The sequence below is a fragment of the Streptomyces sp. NPDC057486 genome, from assembly GCF_042802415.1.
GTDB classification, from domain to species: Bacteria; Actinomycetota; Actinomycetes; order Streptomycetales; family Streptomycetaceae; genus Streptomyces; species Streptomyces yanii.
The window spans coordinates 17,627-35,444 of record NZ_JBHVEE010000009.1 but is presented as its reverse complement, the minus strand read 5'-3'; the positions used below and the strand labels follow the sequence as shown (position 1 = coordinate 35,444).

17 protein-coding genes are annotated in these 17,818 nt (G+C 70.6%); 2 read left to right on the top strand and 15 right to left on the bottom strand.

What is annotated here, in order from left to right; genetic code table 11:
- Positions 1–10: 10 nt before the first annotated feature.
- The 15 genes from hypD to ACFU6I_RS06915 form a co-directional block, all read right to left on the bottom strand.
- Complete coding sequence (hypD, locus tag ACFU6I_RS06985) at positions 11–1,135, bottom strand: hydrogenase formation protein HypD (protein WP_384362521.1); 1,125 nt, start codon at positions 1,133–1,135, stop codon at positions 11–13.
- Entirely contained in the window at positions 1,132–1,452 is a 321-nt protein-coding gene (locus ACFU6I_RS06980; protein WP_384362519.1) for a HypC/HybG/HupF family hydrogenase formation chaperone, read from the bottom strand. The genes hypD and ACFU6I_RS06980 overlap by 4 nt, the downstream gene beginning before the upstream one ends.
- A 48-nt stretch (positions 1,453–1,500) precedes the next feature.
- Positions 1,501–3,906: a carbamoyltransferase HypF gene (gene hypF, locus ACFU6I_RS06975; RefSeq protein WP_384362517.1), complete on the bottom strand. Its 2,406-nt coding sequence runs from the start codon at positions 3,904–3,906 to the stop codon at positions 1,501–1,503.
- The gene (gene hypB / locus ACFU6I_RS06970; RefSeq protein ID WP_384362515.1) at positions 3,903–4,811 is read right to left on the bottom strand and encodes a hydrogenase nickel incorporation protein HypB; all 909 of its coding nucleotides are present in this window, start codon (positions 4,809–4,811) and stop codon (positions 3,903–3,905) included. The genes hypF and hypB overlap by 4 nt, the downstream gene beginning before the upstream one ends.
- 3 nt (positions 4,812–4,814) lie before the next feature.
- Positions 4,815–5,207 carry a hydrogenase maturation nickel metallochaperone HypA gene (hypA, locus tag ACFU6I_RS06965; protein ID WP_384362513.1) on the bottom strand — a complete coding sequence of 131 codons (393 nt, stop codon included), beginning with the start codon at positions 5,205–5,207 and terminating at the stop codon, positions 4,815–4,817.
- A gap of 128 nt (positions 5,208–5,335) precedes the next feature.
- Positions 5,336–5,440: a DUF6893 family small protein gene (locus tag ACFU6I_RS06960; protein WP_376336220.1), complete on the bottom strand. Its 105-nt coding sequence runs from the start codon at positions 5,438–5,440 to the stop codon at positions 5,336–5,338.
- A complete protein-coding gene (locus ACFU6I_RS06955) occupies positions 5,437–6,006 on the bottom strand; it encodes a hydrogenase maturation protease (protein ID WP_384362511.1) in 570 nt (189 codons plus the stop codon). The genes ACFU6I_RS06960 and ACFU6I_RS06955 overlap by 4 nt, the downstream gene beginning before the upstream one ends.
- Complete coding sequence (locus tag ACFU6I_RS06950) at positions 6,003–7,424, bottom strand: hypothetical protein (protein WP_384362659.1); 1,422 nt, start codon at positions 7,422–7,424, stop codon at positions 6,003–6,005. Before ACFU6I_RS06950 ends, ACFU6I_RS06955 begins: the two co-directional genes overlap by 4 nt.
- A gap of 23 nt (positions 7,425–7,447) precedes the next feature.
- Positions 7,448–8,158 carry a DUF6084 family protein gene (locus tag ACFU6I_RS06945; RefSeq protein ID WP_384362509.1) on the bottom strand — a complete coding sequence of 237 codons (711 nt, stop codon included), beginning with the start codon at positions 8,156–8,158 and terminating at the stop codon, positions 7,448–7,450.
- Complete coding sequence (locus tag ACFU6I_RS06940; protein WP_384362507.1) at positions 8,155–8,826, bottom strand: DUF5947 family protein; 672 nt, start codon at positions 8,824–8,826, stop codon at positions 8,155–8,157. The genes ACFU6I_RS06945 and ACFU6I_RS06940 overlap by 4 nt, the downstream gene beginning before the upstream one ends.
- Positions 8,823–9,437: a hypothetical protein gene (locus tag ACFU6I_RS06935; protein ID WP_384362505.1), complete on the bottom strand. Its 615-nt coding sequence runs from the start codon at positions 9,435–9,437 to the stop codon at positions 8,823–8,825. The genes ACFU6I_RS06940 and ACFU6I_RS06935 overlap by 4 nt, the downstream gene beginning before the upstream one ends.
- The gene (locus ACFU6I_RS06930) at positions 9,434–11,218 is read right to left on the bottom strand and encodes a nickel-dependent hydrogenase large subunit (protein WP_384362657.1); all 1,785 of its coding nucleotides are present in this window, start codon (positions 11,216–11,218) and stop codon (positions 9,434–9,436) included. Before ACFU6I_RS06930 ends, ACFU6I_RS06935 begins: the two co-directional genes overlap by 4 nt.
- A 112-nt stretch (positions 11,219–11,330) precedes the next feature.
- Complete coding sequence (locus tag ACFU6I_RS06925; RefSeq protein WP_384362503.1) at positions 11,331–12,416, bottom strand: hydrogenase expression protein HypE; 1,086 nt, start codon at positions 12,414–12,416, stop codon at positions 11,331–11,333.
- A 59-nt stretch (positions 12,417–12,475) separates the two neighbouring features.
- Positions 12,476–14,260 (bottom strand): enoyl-CoA hydratase-related protein, encoded by a 1,785-nt coding sequence (locus ACFU6I_RS06920; protein WP_384362501.1) that lies wholly within the window; start codon positions 14,258–14,260, stop codon positions 12,476–12,478.
- 191 nt (positions 14,261–14,451) lie between these two features.
- Positions 14,452–14,976, bottom strand: a complete 525-nt coding sequence (locus ACFU6I_RS06915) for a DoxX family protein (RefSeq protein ID WP_384362499.1) — start codon at positions 14,974–14,976, stop codon at positions 14,452–14,454.
- 207 nt (positions 14,977–15,183) lie between these two features.
- Here ACFU6I_RS06915 and ACFU6I_RS06910 point away from each other — a divergent pair, with 207 nt between their 5' ends.
- Complete coding sequence (locus ACFU6I_RS06910; protein WP_384362497.1) at positions 15,184–17,199, top strand: FAD-dependent oxidoreductase; 2,016 nt, start codon at positions 15,184–15,186, stop codon at positions 17,197–17,199.
- 28 nt (positions 17,200–17,227) lie between these two features.
- Complete coding sequence (locus ACFU6I_RS06905) at positions 17,228–17,782, top strand: PadR family transcriptional regulator (protein ID WP_266978420.1); 555 nt, start codon at positions 17,228–17,230, stop codon at positions 17,780–17,782.
- Positions 17,783–17,818 lie beyond the last annotated feature (36 nt).

Sequence of the window (17,818 nt, the reverse complement as noted above, 5' to 3'; positions counted from 1 at the left end):
TTCGGTGGTCTCAGGCAACGGGGCTCGTCTCCCTGGGTGCGGTCCTGATGTCCAGGCGCCGGTAGAGGTAGTACGCGGCGCAGGCGCCCTCGCTGGAGACCATGGTGGCCCCGAGCGGGTTGCGCGGGGTGCAGGTGGTGCCGAACGCCTCGCACTCGTGGGGCTTCAGCAGTCCTTGCAGGACCTCACCGCTGCGGCATTCGGCGGGCTCCTCGGTGGCGATGCCGGTGACGGAGAAGCGGTACTCGGCGTCGTAGTCCCGGTAGCGGGTGGAAAGCCGCCAGCCGCTGTCGGGGATGGTGCCGATGCCGCGCCAGGCGCGGTCGGTGACTTCGAAGACGTCCTCCAGCATGGTGAGCGCCGCCGGGTTCCCGTCCGGGTGCACGGCGCGGGGGTACGCGTTCTCCACGGTGTGCTCACCGCGCTCCAGCTGCAGGACGGTCCGCCGTACGCCTTCGAGGATGTCCAGCGGCTCGAAACCGGTGACCACGATGGGGACCTGGAACCGTTCGGCCAGCTCCGGGTACTCCCGCATGCCCATCACGCTGCACACGTGGCCGGCGGCGAGGAACCCCTGCACCCGGCAGCTCGGGGACTGCATGATCGCCTCGATGGCCGGGGGGACCCGCACATGGGACACCAGCAGGCTGAAGTTCGGAATGCCGAGCCTGCGCGCCTGATAAACCGTCATGGCGTTCGGCGGTGCGGTGGTCTCGAATCCGATCCCGAAGAAGACCACCTCACGGTCGGGGTTCTGCTGGGCGACTTTCAAGGCGTCGAGCGGCGAGTACACGATCCGCACGTCGCCGCCCTCGCTGCGGACCCGGAACAGGTCACGGCCGGTTCCGGGAACCCGGAGCATGTCCCCGAACGAGCAGAAGATCACCTCGGGGCGGGAGGCGATCTCCAGCGCCTTGTCGATGACCTCCAACGGCGTGACGCAGACGGGACAGCCCGGACCATGGATCAGTTCGATCCGGTCCGGAAGGAGTTGGTCGATGCCGTGCCGGATGATGGTGTGCGTCTGTCCGCCGCAGACCTCCATCAGCGCCCACGGACGGGTCACGATGGAGTGGATGTCGTCGAGCAGCCGACGCGCCAGGTCCGGGTTCTGGAACTCTTCGATGTACTTCACCGCTGAACCTCCTGCGGTACGTCGTCGCCACCGGTCGGGGACGTACCGCCGGCCTCTGCGGCCAGTTCCCACGGATCTCCGAACTCCTCCTGCAGCAGACCGAGTTCGGCGAAGAGGTCGAGCGTCTTCCGTGCCGACTCCTCGTCGAGTCGCTGCAGGGCGAACCCCACATGGACAATGGCGTATTCACCGACCTGGAGGTCCGGCAGATATTCCAGGCACACCTCCTTGACCACACCGCCGAAGTCGACGGTGGCCATCCGGGTGCCGTCACGTTCCTCGATGTCCATCACTCTGCCGGGTACCGCCAGACACATGGCTGCTCCTTGCTGTGGGGGCGTTGCCCGGCTCTGCCGGGCTGGACGTCAGTCGGCGGCGCCGGTGTGCGCCGCTCCGGTGCGGGCGGCCACCATGAGCTGGCCGAGCGCCAGTCCGCCGTCGTTCGGGGGGACTTCCCGGTGGCGCAGGACGGTGAAGTCGTTCTCGCCCAACGTCCTGGCGCACAGGGAGGAGAGAAGGGTGTTGGCGAACACGCCTCCGGTCAGGGCGACTTCGTGCAGGCCGTGCTGTTCGCGGGCCGCGGTGCACACGTGGAGCACAAGACTCGCGACAGCCGCGTGGAAGCGTGCGGCGACAAGCGTCGGCGCCGTACCGGCGCGCACGTCGTCGACGACGGCTGCCACCACCGGCGACGAGTCCATGATCAACTGCTGGCCGTCGGCCGTGCCCGCCGGGCGCAGGGCGAAGCCGTAACCGGGTCCGGGGTCCGCGGCGGCGCCGACCGCGGCGGCCTCCAGTTCGACGGCGGCCTGGGCTTCGTACCCGGCCCGGTGACAGACGCCCGCCAGCGAGGAGACGGCGTCGAACAGCCGGCCCATGCTGGAGGTGGGGACACAGTTGAGGTTCCGCTCCAACTGCCGCAGCAGCACCCGTCGTTCGTGCGGCGGGCAGGCTGCCGTGCAGGGCAGGTCGTCCGTCCGGCCGATGCCTGCCGCGTAGAGATGAGCGAGCGCCATCCGGTAGGGCCGGTGCACGGTGGCGTCGCCGCCGGGCAGCGGAACGTACGCGAGGTGCGCGAAGCGGTGGTACGTCTCGTAGTCGGCCAGCATGACCTCGCCACCCCACACCGCGCCGTCGTCCCCGTAACCGGTGCCGTCGAACGCGACGCCGATGACTCGGCGGCTGCCGTCCCTTCTGTGCTCGGCCATCGCGGCCGCGATATGAGCGTGGTGGTGCTGTACGCGGACGACCGGCCGCCCGTCGGCCCGGCGCAGGGCCCACTGGCCGGTGCGGTAGCGGGGATGCCGGTCGGTGGCCAGGATGGTGGGCCGCACTCCGGTGATGGTCTCCACGTGCTGTTCGGCGCGTTCGAAGGCGTCCTGGGTGGCGAGGTCGTCCATGTCGCCGACATGGGCGGACAGCCAGGCTCTGTGGTCCTCGGCGAGGCAGAAGGTGTTCTTCAGGTCGCCACCGGTGGCGAGGGTCGCGGGTACCGGGTGCGGCAGGGCGAGCGGCAGCGGTGCATAGCCTCGTGAGCGCCGCACGATCAGCCGTTCCCCGTCGCAGACGCGTACGACGGAGTCGTCGCACGGCACATGGATCGGGCGGTCGTGCATGAGCCAGCCGTCGGCGAGGTGGGCCAGTCGTTCCAGCGCCTCGTCGTCGTCCGTGACGATCGGTTCACCGGCCACGTTGCCGCTGGTCATGACCAGAAGGCGCGGTCCCGGCGGGTCACCGGGAAGGCCCAGCAGGAGGTGGTGCAGCGGGGTGTACGGGAGCATGACACCGAGGTCGGGACTGCCCGGGGCGGCCGCGTCGGACGGCCATGGAGTACCGGGGCCCGGGCGGGCGTCGGTGCGGCGCCGCAGGAGGACGACGGGCCGGACGGCGCCGATGAGCAGGGCACGCTCCTCGGCGCCCAGCTGCACGAGGTGCGCGATGTCGTCGATGCCGCGGGCCATCATGGCGAACGGCTTGTCGCCGCGGGCCTTGCGGCGGCGCAGCAGGGACACCGCGGCGGAGTTCTCGGCATCGCACGCGAGGTGGTAGCCGCCGAGTCCCTTGATCGCGAGGACAGCGCCGTCGGACAGCAGTCGGCGGGCCTCCGCGACCGGGTCGAGTCCGGTTGCGGGCTGTGCGGGCAGTGTTCGGTCCGGCTGTCCCACGAGCAGTCGCAGCCGGGGGCCGCAGTCGGGGCAGGCGACCGGCTGTGCGTGGAAGCGCCGGTCGGCGGGGTCGGCGTACTCACGGGCGCAGGCGGCGCACATCGGGAAGCGGGCCATGGTCGTGTGCGCGCGGTCGTACGGCACTCCGGTGACGATGGTGAAGCGGGGCCCGCAGTGCGTACAGGTGATGAAGGGGTGGCGGTGGCGCCGGTCGGCCGGATCGGCCAGTTCGGTGAGGCAGTCGGCGCAGGTGGCCACGTCCGGGGAGACCAGTGTGCGGGCCGGTCCGCCGGTCCGGGAGTCCTCGATGCTGAAGCGGGATCCGCCGGCGGCGGGGACTTCCCTGTGGTCGACGGAGTCCACCAGGGCGAGAGGTGGGGCGTCCGCGGCGATCCGGTCGCAGAACAGGGCCACCGCGGCCGGGGCGCCCTCGACCTCGGCGACAACGCCTTCGGTGGTGTTGGTGACGTGCCCGGCAAGCCCGAGCCCGGTGGCGCGGGCGTACAGGTAGGGCCGGAAGCCCACCCCCTGCACGACGCCGCGGACCACGACCCGCCGCCTCTGCACGGCCCCGGCGACGGCGGTCCCGGGCTGTGGGGTCGTCACGGGCGGTGCTGCGCCGCGGAGGCGGGTGCCGTCGTCACGACGAGCGGCTCGTCGGGGTGCGCGTGGGCGTGCGGACCGGTGTGCGGGTGATCGTGGGTTCCGACGTCCGGATGCGTGTGCGTGTGCACACCCGTATGCGTGTGGCTGTGGGTGTGCTGGCCTCCGTGCGTGCGGTGGTCCTGGTTGCTGTGCGTATGCGGGTGCCGGTGGGACGGGTGCTGTCGGGCCATCACCGGTGTGTGGACGGGGGCGCCTTCCCCGGCGGCCAGGGCCCGGTCGAGCAGCGTGCCGACCCCCTCACCGCGGCGGGCGGCGGTGAGCACCACGTCCACACCGGGGTTGACCTGCTCGACATGGGCACGGAATGCGGCCTCGTCGAATCCGACGGCCTGCGCAAGGTCGGTCTTGGTGACCACGACGAGCTGGGCCAGTCCGAACGCGGTGGGGTACTTCAGCGGCTTGTCCTCGCCTTCCGTCACGGAGGCGAGGACGACCCTGAGCGTTTCCCCGAGGTCGTACGAGGCGGGGCAGACCAGGTTGCCGACGTTCTCGACGAAGAGGATCCGGGTCCCGTCGGGGAGCCAGTCGTCGATGTGGCGGCCCAGCATCCCGGCCTCCAGATGGCAGAGTCCGTCGGTCAGCACCTGTTTGACCGGGGCTCCGGACCGGGCCAGGCGGACCGCGTCGTTCTCGGTGGCGAGGTCGGCGGTGAGCGCGGCGACCGGCACTCCCCTCTCCCGGGCCCGGCCGAGTTCGCCTTCCAGCAGTTCTGTCTTGCCGCTGCCGGGGCTGGAGAGCAGGTTGACGACGGTGGTGCCGCGTGCCGTGAGCACGGCTCGCAGGTTGTTCGCCGTCGCGTCGTTCTTGGCGAGTACCGCCTGCTGCAGGTCGACTTCACGGCACATCGTTCAGCGCTCCTGGGAGATCGGTTCGCGGGCGTGTTCGTGTTCGGGTCCGTCCTGCCAGTGCGCGCTGACGATCTGCAGCTCGCGCCCCGACAGGAGTTCGGCGGTCGGCTCGCCGCAGGCCGGACAGCACAGGCGGGGCGGCATGCCGACCGCCCATTCGTCCGCGCAGGGCTCGCACCGCGCGCGGGCCACCACGGGTTCGACGACGAGTTCGGCGCCTTCCAGAACGGTCCCGGCGCAGGCGAGTCCGAAGCAGAAGGACAGGGCGTCGGGAACGACTCCGGCCAGTTCGCCGACCTGGAGCCGGACGGACCCGACCGAGGCGGCTCCGGCTGCCTGAGCCGCCTCCTCGACCTGGTCGACGACGGCCATGGCGATCGACATCTCGTGCATTGCATCTCCGTCCTGCCGTGCGTCATTACAGCGGCGGGTGACGGGGGCGGGCGGACCGGCTCGCCGGTACCCGTACGGCACATGCACCATTCGGTGCAGCAGGGGCGGGGACCGGGCGGCGGGCGCCGTCACATGCAGCGCATCCGCAGATAACGCTTGACGTCGGGCAGGACCTGCGCGGCGAGGGCGACGAGGGCGGCGGCGGTCAGGCCGCAGATGAGGGTCTTCTTCATGGGTGGGTTCCTTCTGCTCGGTTCATGGCGGGTCCGGCCGCCGCACGCTGGGCGGCGGCGCCGTGGTCTTCTTCCCGTACGAGGTCCAGGACCATCCGTACGGCCTGTGGCACTGCTGCGGCCACCGGAGTGCTCAGCCCGATCCCTTCGTCGACGTTGTCGGGTTCGCAACCGACGACGAGCGTGCGCCTCGGCGGTACGGCCCCGGTGCCGGCGCACAGGGTTCCGAGCAGTGCCAGGACTGCGTCGGGGGTCATCCGGTGGCCGTCGAGCAGTGCGTTCTGCGGCTCGACTGCGCCGGGTTCGTCGACCTCGATCAGGTACAGGGTTCCCGGGGTGCCGCCGCGCTCGGTTGCGTCGATCAGGACGAGCGTGTCGTATCCGTCGAGGAGCTGGTAGGCGAGGTGGACGCCCCGTACGCCGATGTCGACCACCTCGAGATGGTTCGGGAGACGGTGCGAGGACAGTGCGCGCACCGTCTCGACGCCGAAGCCGTCGTCGCCGAGGAAGATGTTCCCGATCCCGGCGACCAGGGTTCTCGGACGTTCCTGCGCGGGGGCGTTCACGCATCCTCCAGGGGGGCGATCTCGTCCGGCTGGAAATACAGGAAGCGCCCCTGCTCACGGCGGATGTCCGCGCCCGGGTCGCCTTCGACCGTGACCGCGAGGTGCACTCCGCCGTCGACGTCGTGGAGCACTGCTTCGACCTGTGCGCTGCGGCCCTTGAGGAACAGGTCCTGGGCATCGGTACGCCGCAGTCCCGGTCGTAGGAGGACGCGGCTGCCCACGCCCACGGACCGGCCGTCCACCAGGATGCGATCCCGGGCCGGGTCGGCGGTGTCGTCGCTCGCGGGGTCCCACCACGGGGTGTCGGGGCGGAGCACGCCGCGGGCGTCGATGAGGTCCGCGCCGTCCGGGAGGGGGTCCTGCGCGGCGGGCGGTGACGTGTCGGGTCCGGTGATCTCGCGCAGGGCCCGCACCGCGCCGTGCAGCCGCTCCAGGACCTCGGGGGGCATCGATTCGGCCAGGTCGACGACCGCGGCCGCCCGGGCGTCGGTGCCGCGGGCCTCGCGCTTCTCCTGGTCGGTCAGGGTCGCCGTGCGCAGGGCGAGGATCTCGTCGATCTCGGTGGCGTCGTACAGCGCTCCGGGGCTCTCGGGGGCGATGGCCGGATGGTCCTCCAGGATGATCGGGGACGACAGCATCAGTTCCCCGCGCCCGGGTTCCCCGGCGAGCACCGGCCAGGTGTGCAGGTTGCGGCAGTCCGCGACCGCGCCCTTCGCCCACTCGGGCGGGTCCGTCATCGACAGGAACGAGCCCGCGCTGAGACCCATCAGGAGGTGGGCGGCGACCAGCGACCGCGGGAGCGCGGCGTCCCGATCGGCCGCGGCTGAGTCGGGCGTCCAGGTGCTGGTGTTCTCCACCACGGCGGTGAGCCTCATGACCCGGTAGGGGCCGTCGAGTTCGCGGGCGGACAGCCGCACCACGCCGCTGATCTCCTCGCAGCGGCGGACCAGGCGGCCCAGCGTCCGCCCGTCCGCGTCCAGGACGGGTTCGGTCTCCTCGCGGGCGGGCCTGGTGAAGTGGACGGTGACACCGTCCCCGGCCAGTTCGCTGACGTCCACGACCACTTCGACCCGTTCCTCTGCGCCCTCGTCCCAGGGGACCAGCACCCGGTCGGCGAGGTCGAGTTCAGCCACGGTCGCGAACGTGCCGTCGTCGCGGGCCTGTTGCACCGTGCGCCGTTGGGCGTGCAGAAACCGTGCTTCGACGGCGAGCGTCGCGCCGGGCTTCGGCTCCATCAGGCACTCGGTGTGCTGGAAGTCGTGCTCCTCGCGGTCGGCGCCCCAGCCGGGCGGCACGAGCACCCCGAACTGCCAACGGAGCCGGTTCTTGGCCGCGGAGGCCCGGTACGGGTAGAGCACATAGCCCTCGAAGAGGACGGTGTCGGCCACCTGCCGTGCGATGGCGAACCGGGTCTCCATTGCGGGCGTGAGGAGGGATGAGGTCACGGCGCAGTCCTCTCGGTGACCCGGGGCAGTACGGCCCGGTGCACGGGGCGCTCAGGGGACTGCGGAGGTGGAGCACCTGCGGCTCCGGCCAGGTCGATCAGGGCCTGGACGGTCGCCTCCCAGGACGGCAGGGCCTGCCGCGAGCGGAAGGCGAGCAGGGCGTTCATGGTGTCGCGCGGCAGCCGGATCCAGCCGCAGCCCGGGAAGTGCTGCTCGATCATGTCCTTCCACACCGCCACCGGCATCCGGAAGGGCGCCTCGCGGTCCCAGGGAATCGGCTCGACGTGGAAGCCGCCGTCCCCGGTGAAGGCGGTGCCGGAGAAGAGCAGGAGGAGCGGCACCTCACCGTCCCGGAGCGCGTCGAAGTACCGGGTCGCGGCGATGTCCAGGTCGTAGGTGCAGGGCACGACGAGGTCCACCTCGGTCTCCGTGGTGAAGGACGGAACCGTGAGGGAGACCTGCGCGAACTGCAGCGGCTGGAGCGTATTTCCCCAGCGTGAGCGGTCGCCGAAGAGGTCGTGCAGTCCGTCTGCCTCGCCCGGCTCGTAACCGCGCCGGGCCGGTTCAATACGGATCTGGCAGCGCAGCGCGAGGGCGTGCACCCGCGCTTCCGCGGACGCGGTGATGCGCAGCCGGAAGACCAGCGTGGGGCCCGCCGCGTACGGGTCGGCGCGGACTCCGGCGCAGGTGAAGGCGAATTCCGTCACCGCGGGTGCCCCTTCTCCTGGGTCCGGGCGCGTCCCTCGACGTGCGCGAAGAACGCCTGGAGATCGGCCCTGGCCTCGGCGCCGCCGTCGAAGCCCTGCCACAGCAGGCGCATGCGTCCCACCAGTTCGTAACAGATGTCGATCGGTACGAGGTAGCACTCGGCCCGGCCCTCCGTGCGACGCATCAGCAGGGCCTCGACGTCGGGTTCGAGGAGGGCGGCGAGGCGACTGGCGCCGAGCACGGTCTGCCAGGTCTCCGGATCGAGTTCGCTCTCGGTGGCTCCGGCCGGGCTCGGGTAGAGCGCGACCAGCCGGTCCAGCGCCGCGTTGCGGAAGAAGAACGCGACGCCGACCGGGATCTGCAGAAGCTCCCACGCACCGTCGTCGAGACGGTGGTCCGCATCGGACAGATAGCGGTCCGGGACCGTTCTGAAGCGTCCGTGGGCTGCGCCGGGCCGCTCGAACAGCAGGGCGCACGGGGTGCACGCACAGGCCAGCGCGCGCTTCTCGGTGTCCACGAGATGCCGGTGACCGCCCTCGGTCACGGGCACGCCGCACAGCTCGCACCGTTCCTGCCGGGGTTCCGGCGGCGCGGCGAATCTGCGCAGGCCTCGGGCGCGGGCAACGGGCGCCGGGCGACCCTCGGCCCTGGTCGGGGGGGCGCTCATGGTGCCGTCGCGGCAACAGTCGCCCCGGCACCGGCAGTTCCGGCCGGCGGACGGGTGGAAATCTGGAGCAGGGGCGGCTCCCGGTCGATGGTCACCGACTCCATGACCACCTGCTCCACCTCCGGTACGAAGCACGCCAGCGCGTCCTCGACGCTGCGCTGCGTCGCCGCGCCCGTGCTCGGGCAGCCGCAGCCACCGCCGTCGCCGGCCCCGGCCGACGAGCGCAGCCGCAGGATCCCGGTCTCCTCGTCGAAGCCGACGACCTCGACGGGGTCGCGTACGGAGTCCAGGGCGCGCGTGATCCGTGTGCCGGTGTCCTCCGGGTGCAGATCGTGCAGGGCGAGCAGGCTCGACACGAGTTCGTCGTCGAGGAGCGCGGCGAGCGGCCCGTCGCCGGTTCCGCGGTCCGCGGTGGTGCCGAGGCGGCCGACGATCCGGGCCAGGCCTGCGCCGTAGAAGTCCATCAGGACCCGTACCAACTCCTCTGCCGCGGCGCACACTTCCCGGTCGCCGGTGGTGCTCAGGCGGTCGAGCAGGTCCTCGACCCGCTGCCCGGCCTCCACGGCGTCGAGGGCCCTCGGGGGTGCGACGACCTTCGCTGCGGCGCTCATCCGGCCAGTCCGCTCAGCCCGGTGGGCACATGCATCTGCTGGACGGTCTTGCCGCCGCCCACGTACATGTGGACGCCGCACGGCAGACAGGGGTCGAAGCTGCGGACGGTCCGCATGATGTCGATGCCCTTGAAGTTCTCCGGGGAGTTCTCCTCGAAGATCGGCGTGTTCTGCACCGCGTCCTCGTAGGGGCCGGGGGTACCGAACGTGTCCCGCGTGCTGGCGTTCCACGGGGTGGGCGGGTAGGGGTGGTAGTTGGCGATCTTGCCGTCCCTGATCACCATGTGATGGGAGAGCACACCGCGTACGGCCTCCGTGAAGCCGACGCCGATGCTCTCGTCCGGCACGTCGAACTTCTCCCAGGTCTGGGTGCGTCCGGCGCGGACCTCCTCGAGCCCCTTCTCGGCGCAGTGCAGCGCGATGGCGGCGGCGTACGCCTGGAAGTAGGTGCGGGCGCGGTTGCGTTCCAGCGCGTTGCTCCACTTCGGGATCTTCCACTCGAAGGTGGTCTCGGGCTTGGTCATCGTGCGCGGCAGGTTGATGACGACGCTGTGGCCGGTCGCCTTCACATAGCCGACATCGACGAGCCCGGACAACGCGGTGGACCAGAGGCGGGCGAGGGGGCCGCCACCGGTGTCCAGGGGCAGGTGATCCTTGCCGTCGAACCAGCGGGGCGACATCACCCAGCTGTACTTGTCGTCGAAGTTCCGCTTCTGCGGGGCGGGGATCGTGTGCTGGTTCCACGGGTGGCGGGGGTCCACCGGGTTGCCCAGCGGGTCATGGGTGACGAACTGTTCCTTGCCCTCCCAGTCGTCGTAGTACGAACTGCCGAGCAGGATCCGGATGCCGAGGTTGATCTCGGTGAGGTCGTTGGTGACCAGTTTGCCGTCCACGATCACACCGGGGGTGACGAACATCTTCCGTCCCCAGTCGGTCATGTTGGCGTACGTGAAGTCGCAGTGTTCGGGGTCGTTGAGCGCTCCCCAACAGCCGAGCAGCACCCGCCGGCGGCCGACCTCCTCGTACCCGGGCAGTGCCTCGTAGAAGAAGTCGAACAGGTCGTCGTGCAGGGGAACGACCCGCTTCATGAACTCCACGTACCGCATGAGGCGGCTGAGGTAGTCCGTGAAGAGCTGGACGGACGCGACCGTTCCGACGCCGCCCGGGTAGAGCGTGGAGGGGTGCACATGGCGCCCTTCCATCAGGCAGAACATCTCCCGCGTGTAGCGGCTCACTTGAAGAGCCTCGCGGTAGAACTCTCCCTCGATCGGGTTGAGGGAGCGCATGATGTCCGCGATCGTGCGGTAACCGTGCTCCCCGGCGTGCGGCGCCTCGGTGCGCTCGGCGAGCTCCATGACTCCGGGGTTGGTCTCGCGGACCATCTTCTCGCAGTAGTCGACCCCGACCAGGTTCTCCTGGAAGATGTTGTGGTCGAACATGTACTCCGCCGACTCGCCCAGGTTGATGATCCACTCACCGAGGTTCGGCGGCTTCACCCCGTAGGCCATGTTCTGCGTGTACACGGAACATGTGGCGTGGTTGTCGCCGCAGATCCCGCAGATGCGGCTGGTGATGAAGTGGGCGTCCCGGGGATCCTTGCCCCGCATGAAGACGCTGTAGCCACGGAAGACCGACGAGGTGCTGTAGCACTCCGCGACCTGCTTCTGCTTGAAGTCGATCTTCGTGTGGATGCCGAGACTGCCTACGATCCGGGTGATCGGATCCCAGGCCATCTCGACGAGGCCACTGCCGTCGCCGGCCGCCTTCGTCGTGGGTGCCATTGTGTGTGCCATGACCCTTCTGGGGAGTGGGAGTTGATGGAGGAGGGAGCGGGGCGGAAACGGGACGTTCACCGATCGCGGGGTACGGGGCACCCGGCGGACGCCGCGCCCGTCACCGGGGCGATCGGTATCCGGTGGTCAGCTTGGAGCCCTTGTGACGCCACCTCGGCTCCTTGTCCACGGTCTTCGCCGTGATCGACCGGAGCCTGCGGACCACCGCCCCGTACGCTTCGCTGGCGGCGCTGGAGACCTTGCCGCCGGGCGGTTCGTCCATGAACGGCATGAACTTGTCGGGGAATCCGGGCATGGTGCAGGCGATACAGATGCCGCCGACGTTCGGGCAGCCGCCGATGCCGTTCATCCAGCCGCGCTTGGGTACGTTGCACTTGACGACGGGACCCCAGCAGCCCAGCTTGACCAGGCATTTCGGCGAGTCGTAGGTGGTGGCGAACTCGCCCTGCTCGTAGTAACCGCCCCGGTCGCACCCCTCGTGCACGGTGGCTCCGAAGAGCCAGGCCGGGCGCAGCTTGTCGTCCAGCGGAATCATCGGCGCGGATCCCACCGCCTGGTAGAGCAGGTAGGTAAGGGTCTCCGAGAAGTTGTCCGGTTGGATCGGGCAGCCGGGCACGCACACGATCGGGATACCGGCCTTCGAGGTCCAGTCCCAGCCCAGGTAGTCGGGTACGCCCATGGCGCCGGTCGGGTTGCCGGCCATCGCATGGATGCCGCCGTAGGTGGCGCAGGTGCCGATGGCGACGACCGCCAGGGCCTTCGGCGCCAGCCGGTCGATCCACTCACTGGTGGTGATCGGCTGGCCGGTCTCGGGGTTGTCGCCGAAGCCGCACCAGTAACCCTCCTGCTTGATCGACTCATTGGGGATGGATCCCTCGATGACCAGCACGAAGGGATCGAGCTCGCCGCGTTCGCCCTTGAAGAACCATTCGATGAAGGTGTCCGCGCCGCCCACCGGACCGCTGTCGAAGTCGATCAGGGGCCAGTGGACCTGGATCTTGGGCAGCCCGGGCAGCACACCGAGCACGATCTCCTCGATGCTGGGCTGCATCGCCGCGGTCAGCGACACCGAGTCGCCGTCACAGCTCAGCCCCGCATTGATCCAGAGGATGTGGATCGGGGACTCCTCGTCGGCGGCCGCACCTTCTGCCCGGGCGCCGACCGTGTTCGGTGTTGCTGCACCCATGGGGATGCCTCCTTGGAGAGCTCTGCGATGAATGCCCGCTTTTCGGCCTTCGTGTCCAGCTAACCGTCAGCCGGTCCGGGTGCGACGGCGAGCGCCGCCGTTGCGGTGACATTGCGGTCCCGGTCGGCGGAAGGATCTGCCGTGCGCGCGCCGGGAACGTCGGTGCCGATGTGGTGCGGCGTCCGGACCGGGGGTTCCTTGCGCACGAAGGCGCGGCGCAGCAAGTGGTACGGCGCATCCGGGTCGAAGAAGATGGACCGCATCGCGGCCAGTTCCTCCTGCCGGTGGACGGCCAGCGGCTTGACCGCCTCCTGGCGCTCCAGCGTCGTCTTCTTCCGGGCGATCCGTGCCTGTACGTCGGTCGACGAGGCCAGCCGGACGGCCGGCCGGAGAGCCTCGCCCGGGAAGTCCTGGGGCCGGCAGGCGATCGTCCGGTCCACCAGGCCGAGCCGTTCGGCGGCTTCGGCACCGAGCGGCAGCGCCTCATGGACGAGCCGTTCGGCAACCTCGGGGCCCACTCGGTGCGGCAGAGTGCGCGTCCAGTACTCCGAGCCGGACAATCCCATCAGCCGGTAGTGCGGATTCAGGACCGATCCCTTGCGGCACCAGACCTCGTCGGCGGCCAGGGCGAGCATTGCTCCCCCGGCGGCGGCGTTGCCGCCCACGGCAGCGATCACCAGCCGGTCGTCGGTGGTCAGCACCGCCTGCACCAGGTCGTTGATGGCGTTGATGTTGGCCCAGGACTCCTCGGCGGGGTCGGCCGCCGCCTCGATGACGTTCAGGTGGATGCCGTTGGAGAAGAAGTCCCGGCCGCCGCCCAGCACCAGGACCGACGTGGGCCGGGAGCACGCCGCCCGGTAGGCGTCCAGGAGGCGTGTGCAGTGCGTGGTGCTCATGGCGCCGCCGGGGAACGAGAACGTGAGATGTCCGACGGCACCGGTCTCCTCGTAGCGGATGTCGGTCCAGGTTCCGCGGCGCTCGCGCGCGTCCGGCGGAACCGGGTCATCGGGCAGCGGAGGCAGTCGGTCGCCGAGCGCCAGGACGGCGGGGAGTTTGAACGGGGCGGGCTCTCCCGGCCGCCGCCTGGCGCGCAGTTCCGGGATCCACACGGCGCCGTCGGCGGTCGCCCGGCAGACCGCGTCGGCCCGCGTGGCGAGCAGCTCGCCGGGGCGGCCGCGCAGCCGGTCCTCGGGGTGTCCCCCGTGCAGGAACCACTCGCCGCCGAGCAGTTCGTCGAGCACACCGGGGGACGAGTCGGCCGCCCGCAGCTTGCGCAGCACGGTCTCCGTGGAGTCGGACCGCCAGTCGATCCGCCGGAGTTGCTGGCGAAAGTACGGTCGGGTGCCGCCCGTGGCCCGTGTGCCGTCCTGGGGCCGGGGTCTGTACGTTCCCGAGGCGAACCGGTCGACGGCGAGCAGCACAGCCGTCAGCGCCGCGTCGGAGACCTCGTTGCGGTACAGGTCGCTCTTGCCGACCTGCGGTACGGAGAACCCGACCGACGCCCAGACGTCTCCGGCGTCCATCTCCTCGTCGGCCTGCAGAACCGTCACACCCCAGCGGGTGACGCCCTCGTGGATCGCCCAGTCGAGCGAGGACGGACCGCGGTCGCCCACGGGTCCGGGATGGACGATGAGGCACGTGTGCGCCGACCACACGTCTCGCGGGATGGCCGTCCTGAGCATCGGGGCGACGATCAGTTCGGGTGCGAACCGTCGGACCGCGTCCCGCAGATGGTCGTCGGAGAGCGCGAGTTCGACCGCCACGCCGTGGCCGCGGTCCCGCAGCTCGGCATGGACGCGCTGAGTGAGGCTGTTGAAGGCACTCGCGACGAGCAGGATGTGCACGGCGGACTCCCAGCGGTTCTGCGGCTCCCGGCCGGAGCAGGCCAGCCCGGCTGCAAGCCTCGGACACGCGGAACGGGCGCCGTGGGCGCCGGGGCGGCGAAGTCACTCGAAAGGGAACGTCCTGCGGCCACTCGACGGCCGGGACACGGGTCATGGGAGCGCATCGGGGCCGCCCCGCTCGGCCCGTCGGCTCAGGCCTCGTCGGCGCCCTTGCTCTGCCCCCTGGCCCGCCTCCCGACCACCGCGGCGGCCGCGGCGGCGCTGCCCGCGAAGGCGAGCGCGACCATCCACGGCTGGTTGAACACATGCCAGGTGACATGGTCGAGCGAGTAACGGCCGGGGCCGGTCAGTCCGATCGCCGCGGCGGTGAAACCGAGGAACGCCGGGTATTCGTACCCGCCGCCCTGCGCGAAGAAGCCCGCGGGCGCGTGCACGGCGACGGCGCCCGCCATGGCGCCCGCCGCCGCCGCGCCGGCGGCGGGCGTGGCGAGGCCGAGGGCCAGCAGGGCACCGCCGCCCGCCTCGCCGAGTCCGGCGGCGAGGGCGCTGTGCTTGGGCGGGTGGAAGCCCATGGCCTCCATGCCCGCGGTGGTTCCTTCGATGCCCCCGCCGCCGAACCAGCCGAACAGCTTCTGGGTGCCGTGCGCGGCCAGGACCGCGCCGGTGCCGACGCGCAGGACAAGAAGGCCGAGGTCACGCCGGTTGACGCAGGTCATGGGGGTCTCCATGGAGTAGTGGGTGCGGTCCGGGTCACGGATCCACTCTCCGCGCCTCGACGGGTGGACGTACCCCGGTACTACTCCGTCCGGGGGACGGCGCCGGGTGGTCGGTCCGGTGCGACGAACGCCATTATGCAACTTGTTGCACAATGGCGTTCCGGTGGTCTACAACTGGCGCAACGACACTGCGCGAGGAGCCGCCGGATGACCCCGTACCCGAATCTGCTGAGCCCGCTCGACCTCGGGTTCACCACCCTTCCCAACCGGGTGCTGATGGGGTCGATGCATGTCGGTCTGGAAGAGGCCGAGCGCGGCTTCGAGCGGATGGCGGCTTTCTACGCCGCCCGCGCCCGCGGCGGAGTCGGGCTCATGGTCACCGGGGGCATCGCGCCGAACGACCGGGCCCGCCCTTATCCCGGCGGCGCCAAGCTGACCACCGATGCGGAGGCCGAGCAGCACGCCCAGGTCACCGCCGCCGTGCATGCGGCGGGCGGCCGGATCGCGATGCAGATCCTCCACTTCGGCCGGTACGCGCACCATCCGGATCTGGTGGCGCCGAGTGCGATCCAGGCCCCCATCAGCCCCTTCACCCCGCACGCCCTGACGGACACCGAGGTCGAGGAGACCATCGAGGACTTCGTGCGGACCGCCGAACTGGCACGGCGGGCAGGCTACGACGGTGTCGAGATCATGGGCTCCGAGGGCTATCTGATCAATGAGTTCATCGCCGCCGAAACCAACCACCGCACCGACCGCTGGGGCGGCTCGTACGAGAACCGCATCCGGTTCCCCGTGGAGATCGTGCGCCGGGTCCGCGAGCGGGTCGGCAGCGACTTCATCCTGATCTACCGGCTCTCGATGCTGGACCTGGTGCCCGGCGGCTCCTCACTGGAGGAGGTCGTGCAGCTCGCCCGGGAGATCGAGGCGGCCGGGGCCACGATCATCAACACTGGCATCGGCTGGCACGAGGCCCGCATCCCCACCATCGCGACGTCCGTGCCGCGCGGTGCGTACACCTGGGTCACCGAGAAGGTGCGCGGGGCCGTCTCCGTACCGCTGGTGACCAGCAACCGGATCAACACCCCCGAGGTCGCCGAGGAGATCCTCGCCTCGGGGCGGGCGGACATGGTGTCCATGGCCCGGCCGTTCCTCGCCGACCCGGACTTCGTCGCCAAGGCGAGCGCGGGACGTGCCGACGCGATCAACACCTGTATCGGCTGCAACCAGGCGTGCCTGGACCACACGTTCAGCGGAAGGATCACCTCCTGCCTGGTCAATCCGCGCGCCTGCCACGAGACCGAACTCACGTTGTCGCCGACCCGGACCCGTAAGCGCGTCGCCGTCGTCGGCGCAGGTCCCGCCGGGCTCGCGTGCGCCGTGTCGGCGTCGGAGCGCGGGCACGAGGTGACGCTGTTCGACGCGGCCGACGAGATCGGCGGCCAGCTGAATGTGGCACGCCGGATCCCCGGCAAGGAGGAGTTCGACGAGACGCTGCGCTACTTCCGCACCCGGCTCGCGGAGCAGCAGGTCGAGGTCCGGCTCGGTACGAAGGCGACGCCGGACACGCTCGACGGCTTCGACGAGATCGTCCTCGCCACCGGCGTCACCCCCCGCTCCCCCGCGATCCCGGGCCTGGACCACCCCAGCGTGGTCAGCTACCTCGACGTCCTGCGCGACGGGGCGCGCGTCGGACAGCGGGTCGCGATCATCGGTGCGGGCGGGATCGGCTTCGACGTCGCCGAATTCCTGACGGACGGCGGCGATGCGGCGAGCCTCGACCCGGAGGTGTTCTTCCGGCACTGGGGGGTCGACACCGCGTACCGGGAGCGTGGTGGCCTGCGCCTCCCCGAGCGCCCGAAGCCGCCGCGCACCGTACATCTCCTGCAGCGCAAGACGAGCAAGGTGGGCGCCGGACTGGGCAGAACGACCGGCTGGATCCACCGTACGGAGCTGCGGCACCGAGGCGTCACGATGATCGCCGGCGCCACGTACGACCGCATCGACGACGACGGTCTGCACCTGACGGTCGACGGCGAGCAGCATCTCCTGCCGGTGGACACGGTGGTGCTCTGCGCCGGTCAGGAGCCTCGGCGCGAACTGCACGAGGAGCTGGTTGCCGCGGGCCGTACGCCGCACCTGATCGGCGGCGCCGACGTGGCCGCCGAACTGGATGCCAAGCGGGCCATCCGCCAGGGGACGGAGCTCGCGGCAGCCCTGTGACGCCCGGGCCGTCCCTAGGATGCTCTCCATGTCACTCCCGCACGCGATCCTCACCGCCCTGCTCGAAAAGCCGTCGTCGGGGCTGGAGCTGACCCGCAGGTTCGACCGGTCGATCGGCTACTTCTGGTCGTCCACGCACCAGCAGATCTATCGCGAGCTGGGAAAGCTGGAGCAGGCCGGGCAGATCAGGGCCCTGCCGTCGGCGCAGCCGGCCCGTGGGCAGAAGAAGGAGTACGAGGTCCTGCCGGCCGGCCGCGCGGCACTGTCCGCGTGGGTGGCACTCAGGGAGGACCCGAAGCAGATCCGCGATCCGCTGCTGCTGCGGATGCGCGCGGCGGCGGTGGTCGGTGCACCGGGCCTGGACGCGGAACTACGTCGCCACCTGGAGCTGCACCGGAAGCAGCTGGCCGAGTATCTGGCGATCGAGGAGCGGGACTTCCCGCCGGAGCGGAACTCGGAGGAGGACCGGCTGCGGCATCTCGTACTCCGCGGCGGCATCGATCTGGAGAACTTCTGGATCGGCTGGCTGACACGGGCTCTGGACGGGATCCCGGCCACCGGGTCGAGCCCGTCGGCGGGGTAGGGGGATCTCCCCCGCGCCTTTGGGGTCACGGGGGAG